We start from the raw sequence: 20,853 nt of genomic DNA, 5'->3' as shown, positions 1-20,853 counted from the left end.
TTACTTGCAGCTTGTAGCTCACGACTTGAAGCTCCCCCGGAGGGGCCTATGAGCTATGTGATCGACCGACGCCTTAACGGCAAGAACAAAAGCACGGTTAACCGCCAGCGGTTTCTGCGGCGTTACCGTGACCACATCAAGAAGGCCGTCGAAGAGGCGGTCAGCCGGCGTTCCATTACCGATATGGAACACGGCGAACAGATCAGCATCCCCGGCCGCGACATCGACGAGCCGGTGCTGCACCATGGGCGCGGCGGCAAGCAGACCGTCGTGCACCCTGGCAATAAGGAGTTCACCAGTGGCGAGCACATCCCCCGTCCCCAGGGCGGAGGTGGCGGCAAAGGTCCCGGCAAGGCCGGCAACTCCGGCGAAGGCATGGATGAGTTCGTCTTCCAGATCACCCAGGAGGAATTCCTGGAGTTCATGTTCGAGGACCTGGAGCTGCCGAACCTGGTCAAGCGCAACCTGACCGGTACCGACACCTTCAAGACCGTGCGTGCCGGTATCAGCAATGAAGGCAACCCATCACGCATCAACATTATCCGCACCCTTCGCTCCGCCCACGCCCGGCGCATCGCGCTGTCGGGCAGCAGCCGGGCAAAACTGCGCGAAGCCAAGGAAGAACTGGCCCGCCTAAAACGCGAAGAACCCGACAATTTCGGCGACATTCAAGACCTCGAAGCGGAAATCGAGAAGCTTAGCGCCCGCATCCATCGCGTCCCGTTCCTCGACACCTTTGACCTCAAGTACAACCTGCTGGTGAAACAGCCAAACCCCAGCTCCAAGGCAGTGATGTTCTGCCTGATGGACGTTTCCGGCTCCATGACCCAGGCGACCAAGGACATCGCCAAGCGCTTCTTCATCCTGTTGTACCTGTTCTTGAAACGGAATTACGACAAGATCGACGTGGTGTTCATCCGCCACCACACTAGCGCCCGGGAAGTGGACGAAGAGGAGTTTTTCTACTCCAGGGAAACCGGCGGCACCATTGTGTCTAGCGCCCTGAAGCTGATGCAGGAAATCATGGCTGAACGCTACCCAGCCAATGAATGGAACATCTACGCGGCCCAGGCGTCGGACGGCGACAACTGGAACGACGATTCACCGATCTGCCGTGACATCCTGATCAACCAGATCATGCCGTTCGTCCAGTACTACACCTACGTGGAGATTACCCCACGTGAACACCAGGCCTTGTGGTACGAATACGAACGGATTGCCGAAGCATTTTCCGACACATTTGCCCAACAGCAACTGGTCTCGGCCGGGGATATCTACCCGGTCTTCCGTGAACTCTTCCAGCGCAGGTTAGTGACATGACCGCCAAAAAAGAGCAGAAGCGCCAGCCCATTTCCACCGGCTCCGAATGGACGTTCGAGCTGATCAAGGCCTACGACCGCGAAATCAGCCGTATCGCGGACCGTTATGCCCTGGACACCTACCCGAACCAGATCGAGGTGATCACCGCCGAGCAAATGATGGACGCCTACGCGTCGGTCGGCATGCCGCTGGGCTATCACCACTGGTCCTACGGCAAGCACTTCCTCAGTACCGAGAAATCCTACAGCCGCGGCCAGATGGGGCTGGCCTACGAAATCGTGATCAACTCGGACCCGTGCATCGCCTACCTAATGGAAGAAAACACCATCTGCATGCAGGCTTTGGTGGTGGCGCACGCTTGCTACGGGCACAACAGCTTCTTCAAGGGCAACTACCTGTTCCGTACGTGGACCGATGCCAGTTCGATCATCGATTACCTGGTATTCGCCAAGCAGTACATCATGCAATGCGAGGAGCGCCACGGCATCGATGCCGTGGAAGACCTGCTGGACTCCTGCCATGCCCTGATGAACTACGGCGTGGACCGCTACAAGCGGCCGTATCCGATTTCCGCCGAAGAAGAACGCCGGCGCCAGAAGGACCGCGAAGAGCACCTGCAAAAACAGATCAACGACCTATGGCGCACCATTCCCAAAGGCGCGGACAAGTACAACGAAAAAGACAACGCACGTTTCCCGGCCGAGCCCCAGGAGAACATTCTCTACTTCATTGAAAAACACGCGCCGTTGCTGGAGCCCTGGCAGCGGGAAATCGTGCGCATCGTGCGCAAGATCGCCCAGTATTTCTATCCACAGCGCCAAACCCAGGTGATGAACGAGGGCTGGGCCACGTTCTGGCACTACACGCTGATGAACGACCTGTACGACGAGGGCCTGGTTACCGACGGCTTCATGATGGAGTTCCTGACGTCCCACACCAGTGTGGTGTTCCAACCTGGCTTCGACAGCCCGTACTACAGTGGCATCAATCCTTACGCACTGGGCTTCGCCATGTACCGCGACATCCGGCGCATGTGCGAAAACCCGACCGAGGAAGATCGTCGCTGGTTCCCGGAAATCGCTGGTTCGGACTGGTTGTCCGCCATCAAATTCGCCATGAGCAGCTTCAAGGACGAGAGTTTTATCCTGCAGTACCTCTCACCCAAGGTGATCCGCGACCTGAAATTGTTCAGCATCCTTGATGACGATCAGAAAGATGACCTGGTGGTGCCTGCCATTCACGATGAAAGCGGCTACCGCATCATCCGCGAAACCCTGGCGGCGCAGTACAACCTGGGTAACCGCGAACCCAATGTGCAGATCTACAGCATCGATCGCCGCGGAGACCGCTCGCTGACCCTGCGGCACCAGGCCCATAACCGTAAACCACTGGGCGACTCTACCGATGAAGTGCTCAAGCACCTGCATCGGCTCTGGGGTTTCGACATCCACCTGGAAACCCTGCAAGGCGACCAGGTCATGAAAACCCACCACGTTCCCCCAAGAAGCGAACAAGCCGAAGGCGACTATGGCCGCCTGGACCTGGCCGTCATTCATCTTTGATCCCGTTTTCGCCTCCAGAGGTCCGACGCAAAGGTTATCCTGTCGGACCAACGGAGGTTTTTTATGCAGATCTATAAAGTTGGCGGCGCCGTTCGCGATCGCCTGCTGGGCATTCCCGTCACCGACGTCGATCGAGTCGTGGTGGGGGCGACTGCCGAGGAGATGCTCGCCAAGGGTTTTCGCCCTGTGGGGGCCGATTTTCCGGTATTTCTCGACCCGAAGACTGGCGAGGAATATGCCCTCGCCCGCACTGAACGCAAGAGCGGCCGCGGCTATGGCGGCTTCGTGTTCCATGCCAGCCCCGAAGTGACCTTGGAAGAGGATCTGGTTCGCCGGGACTTGACCATCAATGCCATGGCTGAAGATGACCATGGCAACCTGACCGATCCGTACCACGGCCAGCGCGATCTGGAAGCTCGGGTACTGCGCCACGTTTCCCCCGCTTTCGCCGAAGATCCGCTCCGAGTCCTGCGGGTTGCCCGCTTTGCTGCACGTTATGCGCCGCAGGGTTTCAAGGTGGCGGACGAGACCCTTGAACTGATGCGCCAGCTCAGCGAGTCCGGCGAACTGGAGGCATTGACGGCCGAGCGCAGTTGGAAAGAAATTTCCCGCGCCCTCATGGAAAACCAGCCACAGGTATTCATCCAGGTCTTGCGCGACTGCACGGCCCTCAAGGTCCTGATGCCCGAGGTCGATGCGCTGTTTGGCGTGCCCCAGCCTGAAGCCCACCACCCGGAAATCGATACCGGCGTTCACACCTTGAGCGTGCTGGAGCAGGCGGCACTGCATCAACAACCGCTCACGGTCCGCTGGGCCTGCCTGCTTCACGACCTGGGCAAAGGCCTGACGCCCCAGGACGAATGGCCGCGTCACATCGCCCATGAGCACAAGGGCTTGAAGCTGATCAAGGCCGTCAGCGAGCGCTTCAAGGCGCCCCGCGACTGTCAGGAGCTGGCGTTGTTGGTCGGCCAATACCACACCCATGGCCATCGCGCGCTTGAACTGAAGGCGTCTACTTTGCTTGAGCTGCTGCAGAGTTTCGATGTGTACCGTCGACCTCAGCGCTTCGAGGAGTTCATCGCAGCCTGTGAGATGGATGCGCGAGGACGCAAAGGGCTTGAAGAACGGAGTTATCCACAGGCTGATTATCTGCGAGGCGCAGCGGCAGCGGCCCGCGCGGTAGCGGTGCAGCCTTTGCTGGAGAAGGGTTTCAAGGGACCGGAGCTGGGAGAGGCGATCAAGCGTGAGCGTCTCAGGGTGTTGAAGGCCTACAAGGAAGCGGCGAGCTGACGGGAGTTTGTATCAACTGATATTTCTGCTGAATGTACAACCGCCATCGCGAGCAGGCTCGCTCCCACATCAGGATTTCAGCGTGCACATATCCTGTGTTCAACCGAGATCCACTGTGGGAGCGAGCCTGCTCGCGATAGCGGCAACCGTCTCACAACAGATTCGACGGCGTAAGCGGCTGGCCTCGCCATTCAAAAGCCACCGGTGCCAGCACCTGGTCGATCTGCGCTTCTTCCCACAACGTGGCAAAGCTTTTGCCTACACCCGGATGAATCCGATCCGGCGCCATCAGCGACAAAGGCCACAGGACGAAGGCGTTCTTGAGAATTTCCGCGCGCGGCAGGATCAACCCGTCGAAGTTGCCGACCTGTTCGCCGTACAAGAGCACGTCGATATCCAGTGGCAACCCTTTGCGGTCAGGCGCATAGCGACCGTTGTCCGCCTCGATGAACTTGAGGCGACGGTCTAATTCCATCAGCGGCAGATCCGTGAAGGCCGAGACGACAAAATTGAAGAACGGCCCGCTCTTGATACCCACCGGCTGGCTCTCGAACACGGCCGAACAGCGCATATCCACCAGGAAGCCCGCCAAGGCCTCAAGGCCGGCGCGCAGATGGGTTTCGCGCTCGATATTACTGCCGAGCCCGAGAAAAACCTGAGTCAGCGACATCCGCGCTCGATCTCCACGCCAACGCCGCTGGCCGCCGGTACGGCGCCTGGCTTGGTCACTTTCAGACGCAGCCAGGTGATCTTGAACTCGTCCATGAGTGCCTGGGCCAGCCGTTCGGCAAAGGTCTCGACCAACTGGAACTGCGCTTGCTCGGCAAACACCTGGATTCGCGAAGAAACGCTGGCGTAGTCGAGCGCCAGGGTCAGGTCGTCGCCTGCGGCGGCCGGGCGGTTGTCCCAGGCAAAGCTCAGGTCAAGCCGCAGGCACTGTCGGATGCCTCGCTCCCAGTCGTAGGCACCGATTACCGTGTCGACTTCCAGGCCCTCGATAAACACTCTGTCCAAGCACTCTTCTCCGCAGCACGACAAGGGCGCGATGCCCCGTTAGAATCAGGGCGTCCTCGCCCGGAATAGTTAGCATGTTTTGGTTACTGGCGATTCTCGCCTACCTGCTCGGCTCGCTGTCCTTCGCCATTTTGCTCAGCCGCCTGACCGGTCGCCCGGATCCGCGAATGAGTGGCTCGGGCAATGCCGGCGCCACCAACATGCTGCGCCTGGCAGGACGCAAACTCGCCATCCTGACCCTGCTGGGCGACCTCTGCAAAGGCCTTGTCCCGGTATTGATCGCCAGCCTTGCAGGGCTTTCGTTGCAGCAACAGGCCTGGATCGGCGTCTGTGCCGTCATCGGCCATCTATTCCCGCTGTACTTTCGCTTTCGTGGCGGCAAGGGTGTCGCCACCGCCGCCGGCATGCTGCTGGGCCTGTACCCGCCCGCCGCCCTGCTGGCTGTCTGCGCCTGGCTGCTGACGTTCTACCTGACCCGCACCAGTTCCCTGGCCGCGCTGATCGCCACACCGCTGACCCTGCCATTGCTGGCCTGGCAGGAACCGGCGGCCTTGCTGCCGATGACCGCACTGGTGGCACTGATCGTCTGGCGCCACCGCGGCAATCTACGCGACCTGTTCGCCGGGCGCGAACGGCATTTTTAAATAACGTTTCACAAGGGTGCCAACTGCTCCATGGGCCAGCGCGCCTGCACGCTGATCGCCAGGCTTTCCTGCTGGCCGGCCTGCAAACGCTGGCAACCGGCAAAGGCGATCATCGCGCCGTTATCTGTGCAGAACTCCGCTCGGGCGTAGTAAACGTCGCCCTTCATGTCGCCGAGCATTTTCTCCAGCGATGTCCGCAAGGCCTTGTTCGCACTCACGCCGCCGGCGATCACCAGGCGCTTGAGTCCGGCCTGCTTCAGGGCACGCTTGCACTTGATGGTCAAAGTCTCCACCACGGCCTGCTGGAACGCCAGTGAGATGTCGCAACGGGCTTGTTCACTGTCGTCCCCGGCGCTGACGCACTGCTGCCAGGTGTTCAGGGCGAAGGTCTTCAGCCCACTGAAACTGAAATCCAGGCCGGGACGGTCGCACATCGGTCGCGGGAACACGAAACGCCCCTCGACCCCTTGCGTCGCCATCCGGGAAATTTCCGGTCCGCCTGGATAATTGAGTCCCATCATTTTTGCGGTTTTGTCGAACGCTTCGCCGGCGGCATCGTCGAGGGTTTCGCCGAGCAGCTCGTATTGGCCGATTCCATCGACTCGGATGAGCTGCGTATGGCCACCCGAAACCAACAAAGCGACGAACGGGAATTCTGGTGGTTGCGACTCCAGCATCGGCGCCAGCAAATGGCCTTCCATGTGATGCACGCCCAAGGCTGGAATACCCCAGGCGAAAGCCAGCGCCTGGGCACAGGAAGCGCCCACCAGCAACGCGCCTACCAGGCCCGGGCCGGCGGTGTAGGCGATGCCGTCGATCTCGGTCGGCACACAGCCGGCCTCGGCCAGCACCTGGCGGATCAAGGGCAGCATGCGTTTGACGTGATCGCGGGAGGCAAGCTCGGGCACCACCCCGCCGTAGGCGCGATGCAGGTCGATCTGGCTGAACAGCGCGTCGGCCAGCAAGCCGCGTTCACTGTCGTAAAGTGCGACACCGGTTTCGTCGCAGGAGGTTTCTAATCCCAGTACTAGCATGGGTTTGCGCCTTGTAGAGGCTGAATTCGAAGGCGCGCATAATAGTCGCCGCGTTGTGCCCCGACCAGCGGTTTTCGATCAGAGGCTTTGCATTCCGAGCGATGAGGGGTTAACATCCGCAACCCTTAAAAACCGACGTCTTCAAGTGCTCTTTTGCCGCGAGGATGTTGACCCCGGTAATGAATGAAGGTAGCTCTGGATGCCAGCCGTCAAAGTAAAAGAGAACGAACCCTTCGACGTAGCTCTGCGTCGTTTCAAGCGCTCCTGCGAAAAAGCCGGTGTTCTGGCTGAAGTTCGTAGCCGCGAATTCTACGAGAAGCCGACTTCTGAGCGTAAGCGCAAGGCAGCAGCCGCTGTTAAGCGTCACGCCAAGAAAGTTCAGCGCGAACAGCGCCGCGCCGTACGTCTGTACTAATACACAGACGTCCGTAGCAAGCTTCTGCCAAGCCCGGCCTTCAAGCCGGGCTTATGGCATTTGCGGAATAACGCTTGATTGCTTCACCGTCGAAGCCGCAGACGCGACCAAGACAACCTGCTTCACCGCGTCAGACCTGGCTCTTTTGCCAGCGGTGCACGTCTTTCCTGACGAGCCTTCCAAGGCTACCGACGAGCACACCCTGATTCCTCTAACGACGATCAGCCCAAGGCACCTGCCTGCGTGTCCGCTTCATGAGCTATCCGAGGCCTGAACGGCCGTTACCGGACTCAGCGCAACACATTCAAACAGTCGAATACTGATAGTTATTAACGTCAGTGGATTATCGGCAGATACACTTCCCGACAGCGATGATGCAGACGACCCGGTCGAGCCACCGATTCAGCGTGCCTCAAACCCAGACCCGGTTACGCCTGCCGATTTCGGGCCCCTATTTCGCGCAGTGATGATGAGAACGCCATGGCCGGGCTGATTCCCCAGAGCTTTATTGACGACCTCCTGAACCGCACCGACATCGTCGACGTGGTCAGCTCTCGCCTGCAAATGAAGAAAGCAGGCAAGAACTACACGGCCTGCTGCCCGTTTCACAAAGAAAAAACCCCCTCTTTCAGCGTCAGCCCCGACAAGCAGTTCTACTATTGCTTTGGTTGCGGTGCGGGCGGCAACGCCCTCGGCTTCATCATGGACCACGACAACCTGGACTTTCCCCAGGCCGTCGAAGAACTGGCCAAAGCCGCGGGCATGGAAATTCCCCGGGAGGAAAGCGGTCGACAACACAAGCCGCGCCAACCGACCGACTCACCGCTCTACCCGCTACTGACGGCGGCGGCCGATTTCTATCGCCAGGCCCTCAAAAGCCATCCGGCGCGCAAGGCCGCGGTGGATTATCTCAAGGGCCGCGGCCTGACGGGGGAAATCGCCCGGGACTTCGGCCTCGGCTTCGCCCCGCCCGGCTGGGACAACCTGTACAAGCATTTAAGCAGCGACACGCTGCAGCAGCGCGCCATGATCGACGCCGGCTTGCTGATCGAAAACGCCGAAACCGGCAAGCGCTACGACCGCTTCCGCGACCGGGTCATGTTTCCGATCCGCGACACACGCGGGCGGATCATCGCTTTTGGTGGCCGGGTACTGGGCGACGACAAGCCGAAATACCTGAACTCTCCGGAAACCCCGGTGTTCCATAAGGGCCAGGAACTCTACGGCCTGTACGAAGCGCGCAAGAACAACCGCAACCTCGACGAAATCATCGTCGTTGAAGGCTACATGGACGTGATTGCCCTGGCCCAGCAAGGCTTGCGCAACGCCGTCGCGACCCTGGGCACGGCCACCAGCGAAGAACACATGAAGCGCCTGTTTCGCGTCGTGCCCAACGTACTGTTCTGCTTCGACGGCGACCAGGCCGGCCGCAACGCCGCCTGGCGCGCGCTGGAAGCCACCTTGCCGTGCCTGCAGGATGGGCGCCGGGCACGCTTCCTGTTCCTGCCCGAGGGCGAGGACCCGGACACCCTGGTGCGCTCCGAAGGTACCGACGCGTTCCGTGCGCGGATCAACCAACACGCACAACCGTTGGCCGACTATTTTTTCCAACAGTTGACCGAAGAAGCCGACCCACGCTCCCTCGAAGGCAAGGCCCACATGGCCACCCTCGCGGCACCACTGATCGACAAAGTGCCTGGCGCCAACCTGCGCACCCTCATGCGCCAGCGTCTGACCGAGATCACCGGCCTGAACAGCGAAGCGGTCAATCAATTGGTGCACAGCGCCCCCCAGGAGGCGCCGCCGGCGTATGACCCGGGCATCGATTACGACGCGATACCGGACTTCGCCGACTATCATCAACCCCAGCAGGACTACGCGCCGCAACAGGAATGGACGCCAAAAAAACCCGGCAGTGGCGGCAAGAAATGGGACAAGAAACCCTGGGACAAGAACGGCAAGCGCGGCGATCGCGACCAACCACGTGCCCCGCGCGTGCCGGCCGCCGTCGAACCACCAACACTGGCCGCCCTGCGCACCTTGCTGCATCACCCGCAACTGGCGGAAAAAGTCGAGGACGCCGGGCACTTCGCCGCCGAGGACCACAGCAATACACAATTGCTGGTGGCCCTCCTTGAAGCCGTGCAGAAGAACCCCAAGCTAAACTCTTTCCAGTTGATCGCACGGTGGCACGGGACCGAGCAGGGACGCCTCTTGAAGGCCCTGGCCGAGAAGGAATGGCTGATTGAGGGAGACAACCTTGAACAACAGTTTTTCGACACCATTACTAGCTTGTCCGCCCGCCAACGCGAGCGAAACCTGGAACAACTTCTGCGAAAAGCTCGCCAGAGCGAGTTGACCAGCGAAGAGAAAAACCAATTGCGCGACTTACTCAGCCGCAATGTTTGCGCATCAAACCCGACCTCAACTGGCGCGTGAGGTCACAGCTCAGGTATAATCCTCGGCTTGTTTTTTGCCCGCCAAGACCTTCAGTGGATAGGGTGTTATGTCCGGAAAAGCGCAACAGCAGTCTCGTATCAAAGAGTTGATCCTATTGGGTCGTGAGCAGGGCTACCTGACTTACGCGGAGGTCAACGACCACCTGCCGGAGGATATTTCAGATCCGGAACAGGTGGAAGACATCATCCGCATGATCAACGACATGGGGATCAACGTATTCGAGGTTGCTCCAGATAAGGATGCCCTTATGCTGGCCGACGCCGATACCGACGAGGCGGCCGCTGAAGAAGCGGCCGCAGCGTTGGCAGCGGTCGAGACCGACATTGGTCGCACCACGGACCCCGTGCGCATGTACATGCGTGAAATGGGTACGGTAGAGCTCCTCACACGTGAAGGCGAAATCGAAATCGCCAAGCGTATTGAAGAAGGCATTCGTGAAGTGATGGGCGCAATCGCGCACTTCCCTGGCACGGTTGACCATATTCTCTCCGAATACACCCGCGTCACCACCGAAGGTGGCCGCCTGTCCGACGTCTTGAGCGGCTATATCGATCCGGACGACGGCATCGCGCCGCCTGCCGCCGAAGTGCCGCCACCGATCGACGCGAAAGCCGTCAAGGCCGACGACGACACCGATGATGACGACGCCGAAGCGAGCGACGACGAGGAAGAAGCCGAAAGCGGTCCGGATCCGGTCATCGCCGCACAGCGTTTCGGCGCCGTGGCCGACCAGATGGAGATCACCCGCAAGGCGCTGAAGAAGCACGGTCGCAACAACAAGCAGGCGATTGCCGAGCTGTTGGCACTGGCCGAGCTGTTCATGCCGATCAAACTGGTGCCGAAGCAATTCGAAGGCCTGGTCGAGCGTGTTCGCAGTGCCTTGGATCGCTTGCGTCAGCAAGAGCGCGCGATCATGCAGCTTTGCGTGCGTGATGCCCGCATGCCGCGCGCCGATTTCCTGCGCCAGTTCCCAGGCAACGAAGTCGACGAAAGCTGGACCGATGCACTGGCCAAGGGCAAGAGCAAATACGCCGAAGCCATTGCCCGCCTGCAGCCGGACATCGTTCGTTGCCAGCAGAAGCTGAGCGCGCTGGAGGCCGAGACCGGCCTGAGCATTGCCGAGATCAAGGACATCAACCGTCGCATGTCGATCGGCGAGGCCAAGGCCCGTCGCGCGAAGAAAGAGATGGTCGAAGCGAACTTGCGTCTGGTGATCTCCATCGCCAAGAAGTACACCAACCGCGGCCTGCAATTCCTCGACCTGATCCAGGAAGGCAACATCGGCCTGATGAAGGCGGTGGACAAGTTCGAATACCGTCGCGGCTACAAGTTCTCGACCTATGCCACCTGGTGGATCCGTCAGGCGATCACTCGCTCGATCGCCGACCAGGCCCGCACCATCCGTATCCCGGTGCACATGATCGAGACGATCAACAAGCTCAACCGCATTTCCCGGCAGATGTTGCAGGAAATGGGTCGCGAACCGACGCCGGAAGAGCTGGGCGAACGCATGGAAATGCCTGAGGACAAGATCCGCAAGGTATTGAAGATAGCCAAAGAGCCGATCTCCATGGAAACCCCGATCGGTGATGACGAAGACTCCCATCTGGGTGACTTCATCGAAGACTCCACCATGCAGTCTCCGATCGATGTCGCCACGGTTGAGAGTCTCAAGGAAGCGACTCGCGAAGTGCTCTCCGGCCTCACTGCCCGTGAAGCCAAGGTACTGCGCATGCGCTTCGGCATCGACATGAATACCGACCACACCCTTGAGGAAGTCGGTAAGCAGTTCGATGTGACCCGTGAGCGGATTCGCCAGATCGAAGCCAAGGCGTTGCGTAAACTGCGCCACCCGACGCGAAGCGAGCATCTGCGCTCCTTCCTCGACGAGTGACCTTCAAAACCCCCGGCCCTGCCGGGGGTTTTGTTATGCACAGATAAAATCCCCTTCGTTACGCTCCTCACCAGCCTGTTGCCCGTCTACACTCGAATCATCCTCACCAAGCCATGACGAGACAGTGATGCCCAGACTGACGGCCGCGCTTTTGCTGTCATTGATGACCTGGACCGCAACAGCTGGCGCGTTGACGCTCACCGACGAGGAGCTCCGCTGGCTCAAGGACCACCCCGACCTGCGCCTGGGTGTCGACGCCTCATGGCCGCCGTTTGAGTTTCGCGACGACCAAGGCCGTTATCAGGGCCTGGCCGCCGATTACATCGAGATCATCCGTGAGCGACTGGCCGTCAAGCTCACCCCTATCGAGCCGGTCAGCTGGACGGCCGTGCTGGAGCAGGTCGCACGAGGCGAGATCGATCTTTTGCCAGGCATCATGTCCACCCCGGAGCGCCAGAACTACCTGGCATTTACTCGCCCCTACCTGGACTTCCCCATTGTCATCCTGGCTCATCACGGTGGCGCCCGGCCTCACAATCTCAAGGAACTGTACGGGCTGAAGATCGCCGTGGTGGAGAACTATGCCCCCCATGAATTGCTACGTAACCATCATCCGGACCTGAACCTGGTGGCACTGCCCAACGTCAGCTCAGCCCTGCAAGCCCTGGCGACCGACGAAGTGGATGCGGTAGTGGGCGACCTGGCGTCCAGCGTCTGGAGCCTGCGCCAACTCAAGCTCGAAGGCCTTTATGTCAGCGGCGAAACGCCCTATCGCTACCAGCTAGCAATGGCCGTCCCTCGAGACAACAAGATATTGGTCAGTATCCTGGATAAGGTCATTGCGGACATGAGCGCGGCCGAGGTCGCCGAGATCCAGCAGAAATGGGTCGGCAATGTGCACGACTACCGCCAGCTCTGGTCGGACTTGTTGCTTTACGGCCTGCCGGCGCTGCTGCTCCTGGTCGGCATATTGGCGGTGGTGATTCGCATCAACCGCCGGCTCAGTTCGGAAATCGCCCGACGGGTCGAGCTTGAGCAGGAGCTGCGCAGCAGCGAATACCATTACCGTGGGTTGGTGGAGAGCCTGTCGGCCATTGCCTGGGAGGCAAGGGTCAGCGATTTCACCTACAGCTACGTGTCGCCCCACGCCGAAGACCTGTTGGGCTATCCCCTCTCCCATTGGCTGGTTCCAGGTTTCTGGCGCAACATCATTCACCCGGCCGACCTGATCCGCGCCCAGAGCTACTGTGATCACGAAGTGTTGGCGGGGCGCGACCACTGCATCGATTACCGAGTGATCACGGCTGATGGCCGCTGCCTGTGGGTGCGCGACATTGTCAGCCTGATCGAACACGGGCACGAACCGCTGATGCGCGGGCTGATGATCGATATCAGTGAAGCCAAGCGCACAGAGGAGGCACTGCGCCTTTCAGAGCAGAAATTTGCCTCGGTATTCCGCCAGTGCCCGGACATCCTGGTGATTGCACGGCTGTTTGACGGCTGCCTGCTGGAGGTCAACAAGGCCTTCGAAGAGCAGATCGGCTTGAGTGCCGCAGACGTGATAGGGCGTAGCGCAACCGCACTGAATATCTGGGGCATCCAGGGTGTGGGGCCGGGCCTGTTGCAACGTTTGCAGGCCGGCAGCATTCGCAACCTGGAAATGCCCTTTCGCCGCAGTAATGGCCAGGTGTTCACCGGGCTGATCTCCGCCGAGCCCTTCGACCTCGACACGACTCCCGCCCTGGTCGTGGTGGTGCGGGACATCAGCCAGCTCAAGGAAACCCAGCAGCAATTGCAGACATCCGAAGAGAAGTTCGCCAAGGCGTTCCACGCCTCGCCCGATGGTCTGCTGCTCTCCCGGCAAAGCGACGGCTTGCTGATTGAGGTCAACGAAGGCTTCAGCCGCATTACCGGTTTCAACAGCGCCCTGTCGGTGGACCGCTCCACCCTGGACCTGGGCATCTGGGTCAATCTCAACGAGCGCAAACAGATGCTCGACCTGCTGAAACGGGACGGCTTTGTCAGGGATTTCAGCTGCCATATCCGTCGCAACGATGGGCAGATACGGCTCTGCGAAGTGTCCAGCCGGCCGCTGCCCATCGGCGACGAAGACTGCATGTTGACCATCGCCCGGGACATTACCGAACGCCACCTGATGCAGGAAAAACTGCAACAGGCCGCCACCGTGTTCGAAAGCACTGCCGAAGGCGTGCTGATCACCGATACCCAACAACACATCAGCGCCGTGAACCGAGCCTTCACCGAAATCACCGGCTACAGCGAAACCGAAGCCCTGGGCCATACACCTCGGCTGCTGGCTTCCGGCCTGCATGACAGCGCGTTTTACGCCGCGATGTGGCATCAGTTGACGGCGGAGGGGCATTGGCAGGGAGAGATCTCCAATCGGCGCAAGAACGGTGAGCTATACCCCAGCTGGCTGACTATCAGCGCGGTGCGCAATCGGGACCGACAGATCACCCATTTCGTCGCGGTTTTCGCTGACATCTCCAGCCTCAAACACGCCCAGGCCCGGCTCGATTACCAGGCTCACCACGACCCGCTGACGGGCCTGCCCAATCGAACGCTGTTCGAAAGCCGCTTGCTGGCGGCCCTCAACAGCCAGCAAGAAAACGGCGGCCAGGGTGCCGTGCTGTTCCTGGACCTGGACCGCTTCAAGCACATCAATGACAGCCTCGGACACCCGGTCGGCGACCTGCTGCTCAAGGGCATCGCCGTGCGCTTGCGCGAGCAGTTGCGCGACATCGACACCGTGGCGCGCCTGGGCGGTGATGAGTTCATCATCCTGCTGCCTGGCCTGCAACAACCCAGCGATGCCGAGCACATCGCCCAGAAACTGTTGAATTGCTTTACCGCACCCTTCCAGGCCGGCGAGCACGAGTTCTTCATCAGCGCCAGCATCGGCACCAGCCTCTATCCGCAGGATGGCTGCGACGTCGCCACGCTGGTCAAGAATGCCGACGCTGCGATGTACCGCTCCAAGGCCAAGGGGCGCAACCGCGTGGAGAAATACACCCGTGATCTCACCGCCCAGGCCAGCGAGCGCGTGGCCTTGGAACACGAGCTGCGCCGAGCGATTGAACGCAACGAGCTGTCACTGTCCTTCCAACCGAAAATCAACCTCGTCGACAATCGATTGGTAGGCGCCGAGGCACTGATTCGCTGGTATCACCCGACATTTGGCGACGTCCCGCCCGAACACTTCATCCCGTTGGCGGAAGAGAACGGCATGATCCTGCAAATTGGCGACTGGGTTCTGGAACGTGCCTGCCGGCAACTGTGCGAATGGAACAGCACCTACGAAAGCCTGGGCCCACTGTCGGTCAACCTGGCCGGCGCCCAACTGCGTCAACCCAACTTGCTGGGACGTATCGAACAACTGCTGCGCGAACACCAACTCAAGCCCGACTTATTGCAACTGGAAATTACCGAAAACTTCATCATGAGCCAGGCCGAAGAGGCCCTGACGGTGCTGCACCAACTGAAGAAACTCGGCGTGCAACTGGCCATCGACGACTTCGGCACGGGCTATTCCTCCCTGAGTTACCTCAAGCGCCTGCCACTGGACATCCTCAAGATCGACCAGTCCTTCGTCCGCGGCCTGCCCGACGACCCCCACGACGTGGCCATCGTGCGGGCAATCATCGCCTTGGGCCGCAGTATGCAATTCACCATCATCGCCGAGGGCGTCGAAACCCTGGCCCAGCAGCAATTCCTGACCGAAGAGGGCTGCGAACAGATCCAGGGCTACATCGTCAGCCTGCCCCTGTGCGCCGAGGAGTTCGCCGCAACGTTTCTATGTGTGTCCGTATCGGATTTTTCGGATAGCACAGCCGAGAAACCGTCGCTATAATCCGCGGCCTACTGAGGGCCTATAGCTCAGTTGGTTAGAGCAGAGGACTCATAATCCTTTGGTCCACGGTTCGAGTCCGTGTGGGCCCACCAAATTGAAAGCCGCGCATTGCGCGGCTTTTGCGTTTTTGAGCGGCAAGACTGGGCGCCGTTGCCAGAGGGGTGAGCCAAGTTGCTTCGCGATGAGGGCATCCTTCCTGTCATGCATCCACAACCAGCTATATTCAATGTCACCGATACCGACACCCGGAAAAAATAGCAGTAGCCCTCATGTGCACAGGAGAGCCCCTGAGATGGATCGCGCATAACAATCAGGGCCCAAATTTACCACTCTGTAGTAAAGTGCGCGCGCCAGGGCCCGGCCACTGCCAGCGATAAAGGCCGGTGTTGCCCTCGAACAACTCGACGGTGCCATGTTTGCGGGTTTTCGGATCGGAAACGATCGGCGGCATCGAAACCGTCCGAAGAAGAGAATCGGATGTAAAGCCAGTCATAACTGATCGCGGGACGCTCAAGAGAGCGGCACCGCCGATAATAAGAAAAAATAGGAGAAACAGATGGAATTCCTGCAAACGCTGTTTGGGTATGTCGACAGCCTCACGTGGGGGTGGTCGCTCATACCCATTCTCGTAGTCTTCGGGGTGTTCATCACAATTATGTCGGGCTTCGTCCAATTCCAATTCTTTGGCCGGATGTTCCGCGTACTTTCAGGGAAGAACCAGAACAGCGACCCTAACAACCTCAGCGCACGCCAAGCGTTACTCGTATCTGTGGGCGGTCGCGTGGGCGGCGGAAACATTGCCGGTGTAGCCGTCGCGATTACTCTCGGTGGGCCCGGAGCTGTTTTCTGGATGTGGTGCATCGCGCTCATCGGCATGGCGACCAGTCTCGTCGAATGTACGCTTGCCCAGATTTATAAGCGCACCGACGGTGAACATTCCTTCCGTGGCGGCCCAGCCGACTATATCCGGCATGGCCTCGGGTCGAACTACAACTGGCTTGCGATAGTTTATGCCGTCTGCCTGCTGTCGGCCTTCGGCCTTGGCTTCAACGCCTTCCAAGGCAACACTGTTGCGGGCGCAATGCTGGATTCGTTCGGGATCAGCCGCTTTGTGACCGGAGCGCTGCTGGTCGTTGTCACCGGGTTCGTGATCTTTGGTGGAATCAAGCGCATCGCCAAGGCGGCCGATGTCGTGGTCCCCTTCATGGCGCTGGGTTACTTGGCGCTTGCCCTGATCGTCATCGTGATGAACATCGGTGAAATTCCGGCGCTCTTCGTACGCATCGTCTCGGGCGCCTTCGGCTATGAAGAAGCTATCGCCGGTGGCATGGGGGCGGCGATTGCGCAAGGCTTGCGCCGCGGGCTGTTCTCAAACGAGGCGGGGCTAGGTTCGGCGCCGAACGTCGCAGCGACCGCGCTGGTACATCACCCGGTCAGCCAGGGCATCACCCAATCGTTCTCGGTCTTTATCGACACGATCGTGATTTGCTCGTGCACCGCGTTCATCATCCTGCTGGGTGATGTCTACGTTGCCGGAGCAACAGGTGTCGATGGTGTCGTACTGACACAGCAGTCACTGGCCAGCCATTTCGGTGAATGGTCACGCTACGCGCTATCGATGGCGATCCTGCTCTTCGCCTTCTCGTCCATCATCTATAACGTCTATCTGGGCGAGAACGCACTGGCGGCCATCACCAAATCGAAACCAGCGCTGCTGGTGCTGCGCGTGTTGATCTTGGGCTTGATTTTCCTCGGCGCCGCAGCCCCCAACGCCACATCGGTCTTCTTCTTCTCAGACCCGATGATGGGCATTCTGGCACTTGTGAACCTGATTGCGATTCTGATGCTTTTCCCGACTGCAATACGGGTGATCAACGACTTCCGCGCGCAGTTGAAAGCCGGTGTGGCAAGGCCAGTCTTCGATCCTGCAAAATTCCCCGACCTCGATCTCGACCGCAAGGCATGGGATACCGATCGCTGGAAATGATCCTGGCCCGGTCGCCGCCTGGACTGGGCTGCGGCCACATTTGAAACGGGCTAATCCCCGCATCGTCAAATCTGCGGATACTGCCGCCATGACCAAGGTCATGGCGGCACGCATTTCCCGATCGCATCCGACTGGAGTAGGTGGCAAAGGCATGCAAGCCTGTAACATGCCTACCACCGATATCCACGCCGGAGCCCCTCTTGTCTGACACCCGCCCCCCCATCCTCGACGAAATCGACCGGCAACTGATCGCGGCGCTGCAAATCAACGCCCGGGAAAGCGTCGCAATGCTGGCCCGGCAATTGGGCATCGCCCGCACGACCGTGACTTCGCGGCTGGCGCGCCTGGAAAAGACCAAAGTGATTACCGGCTACGGCGTGCGCCTGGGCCAACGGGTGATTGACGGCGGCTTGCAGGCTTACGTCGGCATCAAGGTCCAACCGCGCTCCGGCAAGGACGTGCTGCGACGCTTGAGCGCCATGGCCCAGGTCCAGCAACTGTGCGCGGTCAGCGGTGAGTTCGACTATGTCGCCTGGCTGCGCACGGAATCGCCGGAGCAACTGGATCAGTTACTGGACCAGATCGGCAGCGTGGACGGTGTCGAGAAAACCACCACCTCGATTATCCTCAGCAGCAAGATCGATCGGGGCCAGCCGGTCTAGCCCTGCGCAACTTAACCTGTGAGAGCGAGCTTGCTCGCTCCCACAGAGGAACATCGCCAGTTATGGTGTTTGATGGGCAAAGTTTTCGATCCTGACCTGCCCTTCCGGAAAGGTCGCGATAATCTCCAATTCGCCGCCCATGGCCCGGATGTAGTTTCGCAATGTGCTGATGTACATGTCCGTACGGCGCTCCATTTTCGAGACTGCCGCCTGGTTGATATGCAGTGCCTTGGCCAAGGCTTCCTGGCTCAGCTCCTGCGCCTGACGCAACTCGTGCAACGGCATTTCTGCACGCAATTTCTGATACAGAGCCTGTGCCCTAGCCTGGGAGTCAGGCGAACGACGCGCCATCAAGTCAGAAAATTTCTTAGCCATTGTCAAAGCCCTCTCTGTTCTATATTTCCAAATGCTCGTCATAGAGGCGTTCGGCCAAAGGCACATAATCCTGATACCAACGGTCCTGACCGGCTTTGTTCCCTCCGATCAGCAGGATGGCGCAGCGGCGCGGATCAAACGCATAGAGCACACGATAAGGCCTACCTGCGTGTTGCACTCGTAACTCACGAAGATTGCCATGACGCGAACCTTTGATATCACTGGTGTGAGGAAAGCCCAGATACGGCCCTGTATCGCCGAGCAGCATCACCGAAACCTGTACCGAGTCTTGCTCCGACTCACTGAGAAGGTTCCACCACATCTCGAATTCGTCAGTGTATTCAACGTCCCACTTCATATAAATATGCCACCCAGGTTATATAACCTCAAGGGAATAACCATAGGAGTTTTGTCAGGTGTCTGCTCCTGTTGATCGCGCAAGCAATTGTTAAGGAGAGTTTCTGTGGGACTGGTTTCGTCATTACGATTGAGCAATTGGTCAAAATGACTGAAAGGTACTCAAAACGACGACATATTGTGTCTTATTAACGTGTTCCACCCTCCCTAGAATGGCTGGCATCTTTCCTATACTCAGACGCGAAGCCGCGTCGAGTCGCCCATCAAGGTCAGCCATGAACAAGAACAATCGCCACCCAGCAGACGGTAAGAAGCCCATCACCATTTTCGGGCCGGACTTTCCTTTCGCCTTTGACGACTGGATCGAACATCCGGCTGGCCTGGGCAGCATTCCCGCCCACAACCACGGTACGGAAGTGGCAATTGTCGGTGCCGGAATCGCCGGTCTGGTGGCGGCCTACGAGCTGATGAAGCTGGGCCTCAAACCTGTGGTCTACGAGGCGTCGAAGATGGGCGGACGCCTGCGCTCGCAGGCGTTCAACGGCGCCGAAGGGGTGATCGCCGAGCTGGGCGGCATGCGTTTTCCAGTGTCGTCCACGGCGTTCTACCACTACGTCGACAAGCTGGGCCTGGAGACCAAGCCCTTCCCCAACCCGCTGACCCCGGCCTCCGGCAGTACGGTCATCGATCTGGAAGGACAGACCTATTACGCACAGAAACTGGCGGACCTCCCTGCCCTGTTCCAGGAAGTCGCCGACGCTTGGGCCGATGCGCTGGAAGATGGTTCGCGCTTCAGCGAGATCCAGCAAGCGATCCGCGACCGCGACGTGCCACGCCTCAAGGAACTGTGGAACACCTTGGTGCCCCTCTGGGACGACCGCACTTTCTATGATTTTGTCGCCACCTCCAAGGCGTTCGCCAAGCTCTCGTTCCAGCACCGCGAAGTGTTCGGCCAAGTCGGTTTCGGCACAGGCGGCTGGGATTCGGATTTCCCCAATTCGATGCTGGAAATCTTCCGCGTCGTGATGACCAACTGTGACGACCACCAGCACCTGGTGGTCGGCGGCGTCGAGCAGGTGCCCCACGGCATCTGGAACCATGTGCCGGAACGCTGTGCGCACTGGCCCGAAGGAACCAGCCTGAATTCGCTGCACCTGGGCGCCCCCCGCAGCGGCGTGAAGCGCATTGCTCGTGCGGCCGATGGCCGGTTCAGCGTGACGGACGTCTGGGAAAACACCCGCGAGTACGCCGCCGTGCTGGTCACCTGCCAGAGCTGGCTGCTGACCACTCAGATCGAATGTGAAGAAGCGCTGTTCTCGCAAAAAATGTGGATGGCGCTGGACCGCACCCGCTACATGCAATCGTCCAAGACATTCGTGATGGTCGACCGGCCGTTCTGGAAGGACAAGGACCCGGAAACCGGCCGCGACCTGATGAGCATGACCCTGACCGACCGCCTGACCCGTGGCACCTACCTGTTCGACAACGGCGACGACAAGCCTGGGGTGATTTGCCTGTCATATTCCTGGATGAGCGACGCGCTGAAAATGCTCCCGCACCCGGTGGAGAAACGCGTGAAGCTGGCCCTCGACGCCCTGAAGAAGATCTACCCCAAGGTCGATATCGCCGCGCGGATCATCGGCGATCCGATCACCGTGTCCTGGGAGGCCGACCCGCATTTCCTCGGCGCGTTCAAGGGCGCCCTGCCCGGCCACTACCGCTACAACCAGCGTATGTACGCGCACTTCATGCAGGACGACATGCCGGCCGAACAACGCGGGATCTTTATCGCCGGCGATGACGTCTCATGGACACCTGCCTGGGTCGAAGGCGCGGTACAGACCTCACTCAATGCCGTGTGGGGCATCATGAAGCACTTCGGCGGCGAAACTCACGCCGAGAACCCGGGTCCAGGTGATGTGTTCCATGAGATCGGTCCGATCGCCCTGCCCGAATAAAAGGAGTTTT

At 59.7% G+C, this 20,853-nt stretch carries 16 protein-coding genes and 1 tRNA gene; 12 read left to right on the top strand and 5 right to left on the bottom strand.

Annotated features, from left to right (window positions below; all coding sequences use genetic code 11):
* Positions 1 to 48 precede the first annotated feature (48 nt).
* From J3361_RS16910 to J3361_RS16900, 3 genes are all read left to right on the top strand, one after another.
* Entirely contained in the window at positions 49 to 1,320 is a 1,272-nt protein-coding gene (locus tag J3361_RS16910) for a YeaH/YhbH family protein (protein WP_003206179.1), read from the top strand.
* Positions 1,317 to 2,882: a SpoVR family protein gene (locus tag J3361_RS16905; RefSeq protein WP_186706962.1), complete on the top strand. Its 1,566-nt coding sequence runs from the start codon at positions 1,317 to 1,319 to the stop codon at positions 2,880 to 2,882. Before J3361_RS16910 ends, J3361_RS16905 begins: the two co-directional genes overlap by 4 nt.
* 63 nt (positions 2,883 to 2,945) lie before the next feature.
* On the top strand, positions 2,946 to 4,172 hold the full coding sequence (locus J3361_RS16900) for a multifunctional CCA addition/repair protein (protein WP_207965529.1): 1,227 nt from the start codon (positions 2,946 to 2,948) through the stop codon (positions 4,170 to 4,172).
* A 151-nt stretch (positions 4,173 to 4,323) separates the two neighbouring features.
* Here the strand turns inward: J3361_RS16900 and folK are convergent, their stop codons facing one another.
* On the bottom strand, positions 4,324 to 4,842 hold the full coding sequence (folK, locus tag J3361_RS16895; RefSeq protein WP_207965528.1) for a 2-amino-4-hydroxy-6-hydroxymethyldihydropteridine diphosphokinase: 519 nt from the start codon (positions 4,840 to 4,842) through the stop codon (positions 4,324 to 4,326).
* The gene (gene folB, locus J3361_RS16890; RefSeq protein WP_207965527.1) at positions 4,833 to 5,186 is read right to left on the bottom strand and encodes a dihydroneopterin aldolase; all 354 of its coding nucleotides are present in this window, start codon (positions 5,184 to 5,186) and stop codon (positions 4,833 to 4,835) included. The genes folK and folB overlap by 10 nt, the downstream gene beginning before the upstream one ends.
* Before the next feature lie 74 nt (positions 5,187 to 5,260).
* On the opposite strand from folB, the gene plsY reads away from it, so the two are divergent.
* Positions 5,261 to 5,830, top strand: coding sequence for a glycerol-3-phosphate 1-O-acyltransferase PlsY (gene plsY, locus J3361_RS16885; protein ID WP_003206189.1), 570 nt, complete (start codon positions 5,261 to 5,263; stop codon positions 5,828 to 5,830).
* 8 nt (positions 5,831 to 5,838) lie between these two features.
* Here plsY and tsaD read toward each other — a convergent pair whose 3' ends face one another.
* On the bottom strand, positions 5,839 to 6,864 hold the full coding sequence (gene tsaD, locus J3361_RS16880; RefSeq protein ID WP_207965526.1) for a tRNA (adenosine(37)-N6)-threonylcarbamoyltransferase complex transferase subunit TsaD: 1,026 nt from the start codon (positions 6,862 to 6,864) through the stop codon (positions 5,839 to 5,841).
* A 199-nt stretch (positions 6,865 to 7,063) separates the two neighbouring features.
* Here tsaD and rpsU point away from each other — a divergent pair, with 199 nt between their 5' ends.
* From rpsU to J3361_RS16845, 7 genes are all read left to right on the top strand, one after another.
* Entirely contained in the window at positions 7,064 to 7,279 is a 216-nt protein-coding gene (gene rpsU, locus J3361_RS16875; RefSeq protein ID WP_002551877.1) for a 30S ribosomal protein S21, read from the top strand.
* Positions 7,280 to 7,759: 480 nt separating this feature from the next.
* Positions 7,760 to 9,718 carry a DNA primase gene (gene dnaG / locus J3361_RS16870; RefSeq protein WP_207965525.1) on the top strand — a complete coding sequence of 653 codons (1,959 nt, stop codon included), beginning with the start codon at positions 7,760 to 7,762 and terminating at the stop codon, positions 9,716 to 9,718.
* A gap of 67 nt (positions 9,719 to 9,785) precedes the next feature.
* Positions 9,786 to 11,633, top strand: coding sequence for an RNA polymerase sigma factor RpoD (gene rpoD / locus J3361_RS16865; protein ID WP_057449625.1), 1,848 nt, complete (start codon positions 9,786 to 9,788; stop codon positions 11,631 to 11,633).
* Between the two features lie 127 nt (positions 11,634 to 11,760).
* On the top strand, positions 11,761 to 15,504 hold the full coding sequence (locus J3361_RS16860; protein ID WP_207965524.1) for an EAL domain-containing protein: 3,744 nt from the start codon (positions 11,761 to 11,763) through the stop codon (positions 15,502 to 15,504).
* 15 nt (positions 15,505 to 15,519) lie between these two features.
* Positions 15,520 to 15,596: transfer RNA gene (locus J3361_RS16855), tRNA-Ile, on the top strand.
* 464 nt (positions 15,597 to 16,060) lie between these two features.
* Positions 16,061 to 17,491, top strand: coding sequence for an alanine/glycine:cation symporter family protein (locus tag J3361_RS16850; RefSeq protein WP_207965523.1), 1,431 nt, complete (start codon positions 16,061 to 16,063; stop codon positions 17,489 to 17,491).
* 200 nt (positions 17,492 to 17,691) lie between these two features.
* Positions 17,692 to 18,153, top strand: a complete 462-nt coding sequence (locus J3361_RS16845; protein ID WP_207965522.1) for an Lrp/AsnC family transcriptional regulator — start codon at positions 17,692 to 17,694, stop codon at positions 18,151 to 18,153.
* Positions 18,154 to 18,213: 60 nt separating this feature from the next.
* Here the strand turns inward: J3361_RS16845 and J3361_RS16840 are convergent, their stop codons facing one another.
* Complete coding sequence (locus J3361_RS16840; protein ID WP_207965521.1) at positions 18,214 to 18,528, bottom strand: XRE family transcriptional regulator; 315 nt, start codon at positions 18,526 to 18,528, stop codon at positions 18,214 to 18,216.
* 19 nt (positions 18,529 to 18,547) lie between these two features.
* Entirely contained in the window at positions 18,548 to 18,886 is a 339-nt protein-coding gene (locus tag J3361_RS16835; RefSeq protein ID WP_207965520.1) for a type II toxin-antitoxin system RelE/ParE family toxin, read from the bottom strand.
* A 274-nt stretch (positions 18,887 to 19,160) separates the two neighbouring features.
* Between J3361_RS16835 and J3361_RS16830 the strand changes: the two genes are divergently transcribed.
* Positions 19,161 to 20,843, top strand: a complete 1,683-nt coding sequence (locus J3361_RS16830) for an NAD(P)/FAD-dependent oxidoreductase (RefSeq protein WP_207965519.1) — start codon at positions 19,161 to 19,163, stop codon at positions 20,841 to 20,843.
* Positions 20,844 to 20,853: the final 10 nt, after the last annotated feature.

The sequence above is a fragment of the Pseudomonas sp. OA65 genome (assembly GCF_017498305.1).
Classification (GTDB): domain Bacteria; phylum Pseudomonadota; class Gammaproteobacteria; order Pseudomonadales; family Pseudomonadaceae; genus Aquipseudomonas; species Aquipseudomonas zanjanensis.
The sequence above is the reverse complement of the archived record's forward strand: the minus strand, read 5'-3'. Positions and strand labels throughout refer to the sequence as shown.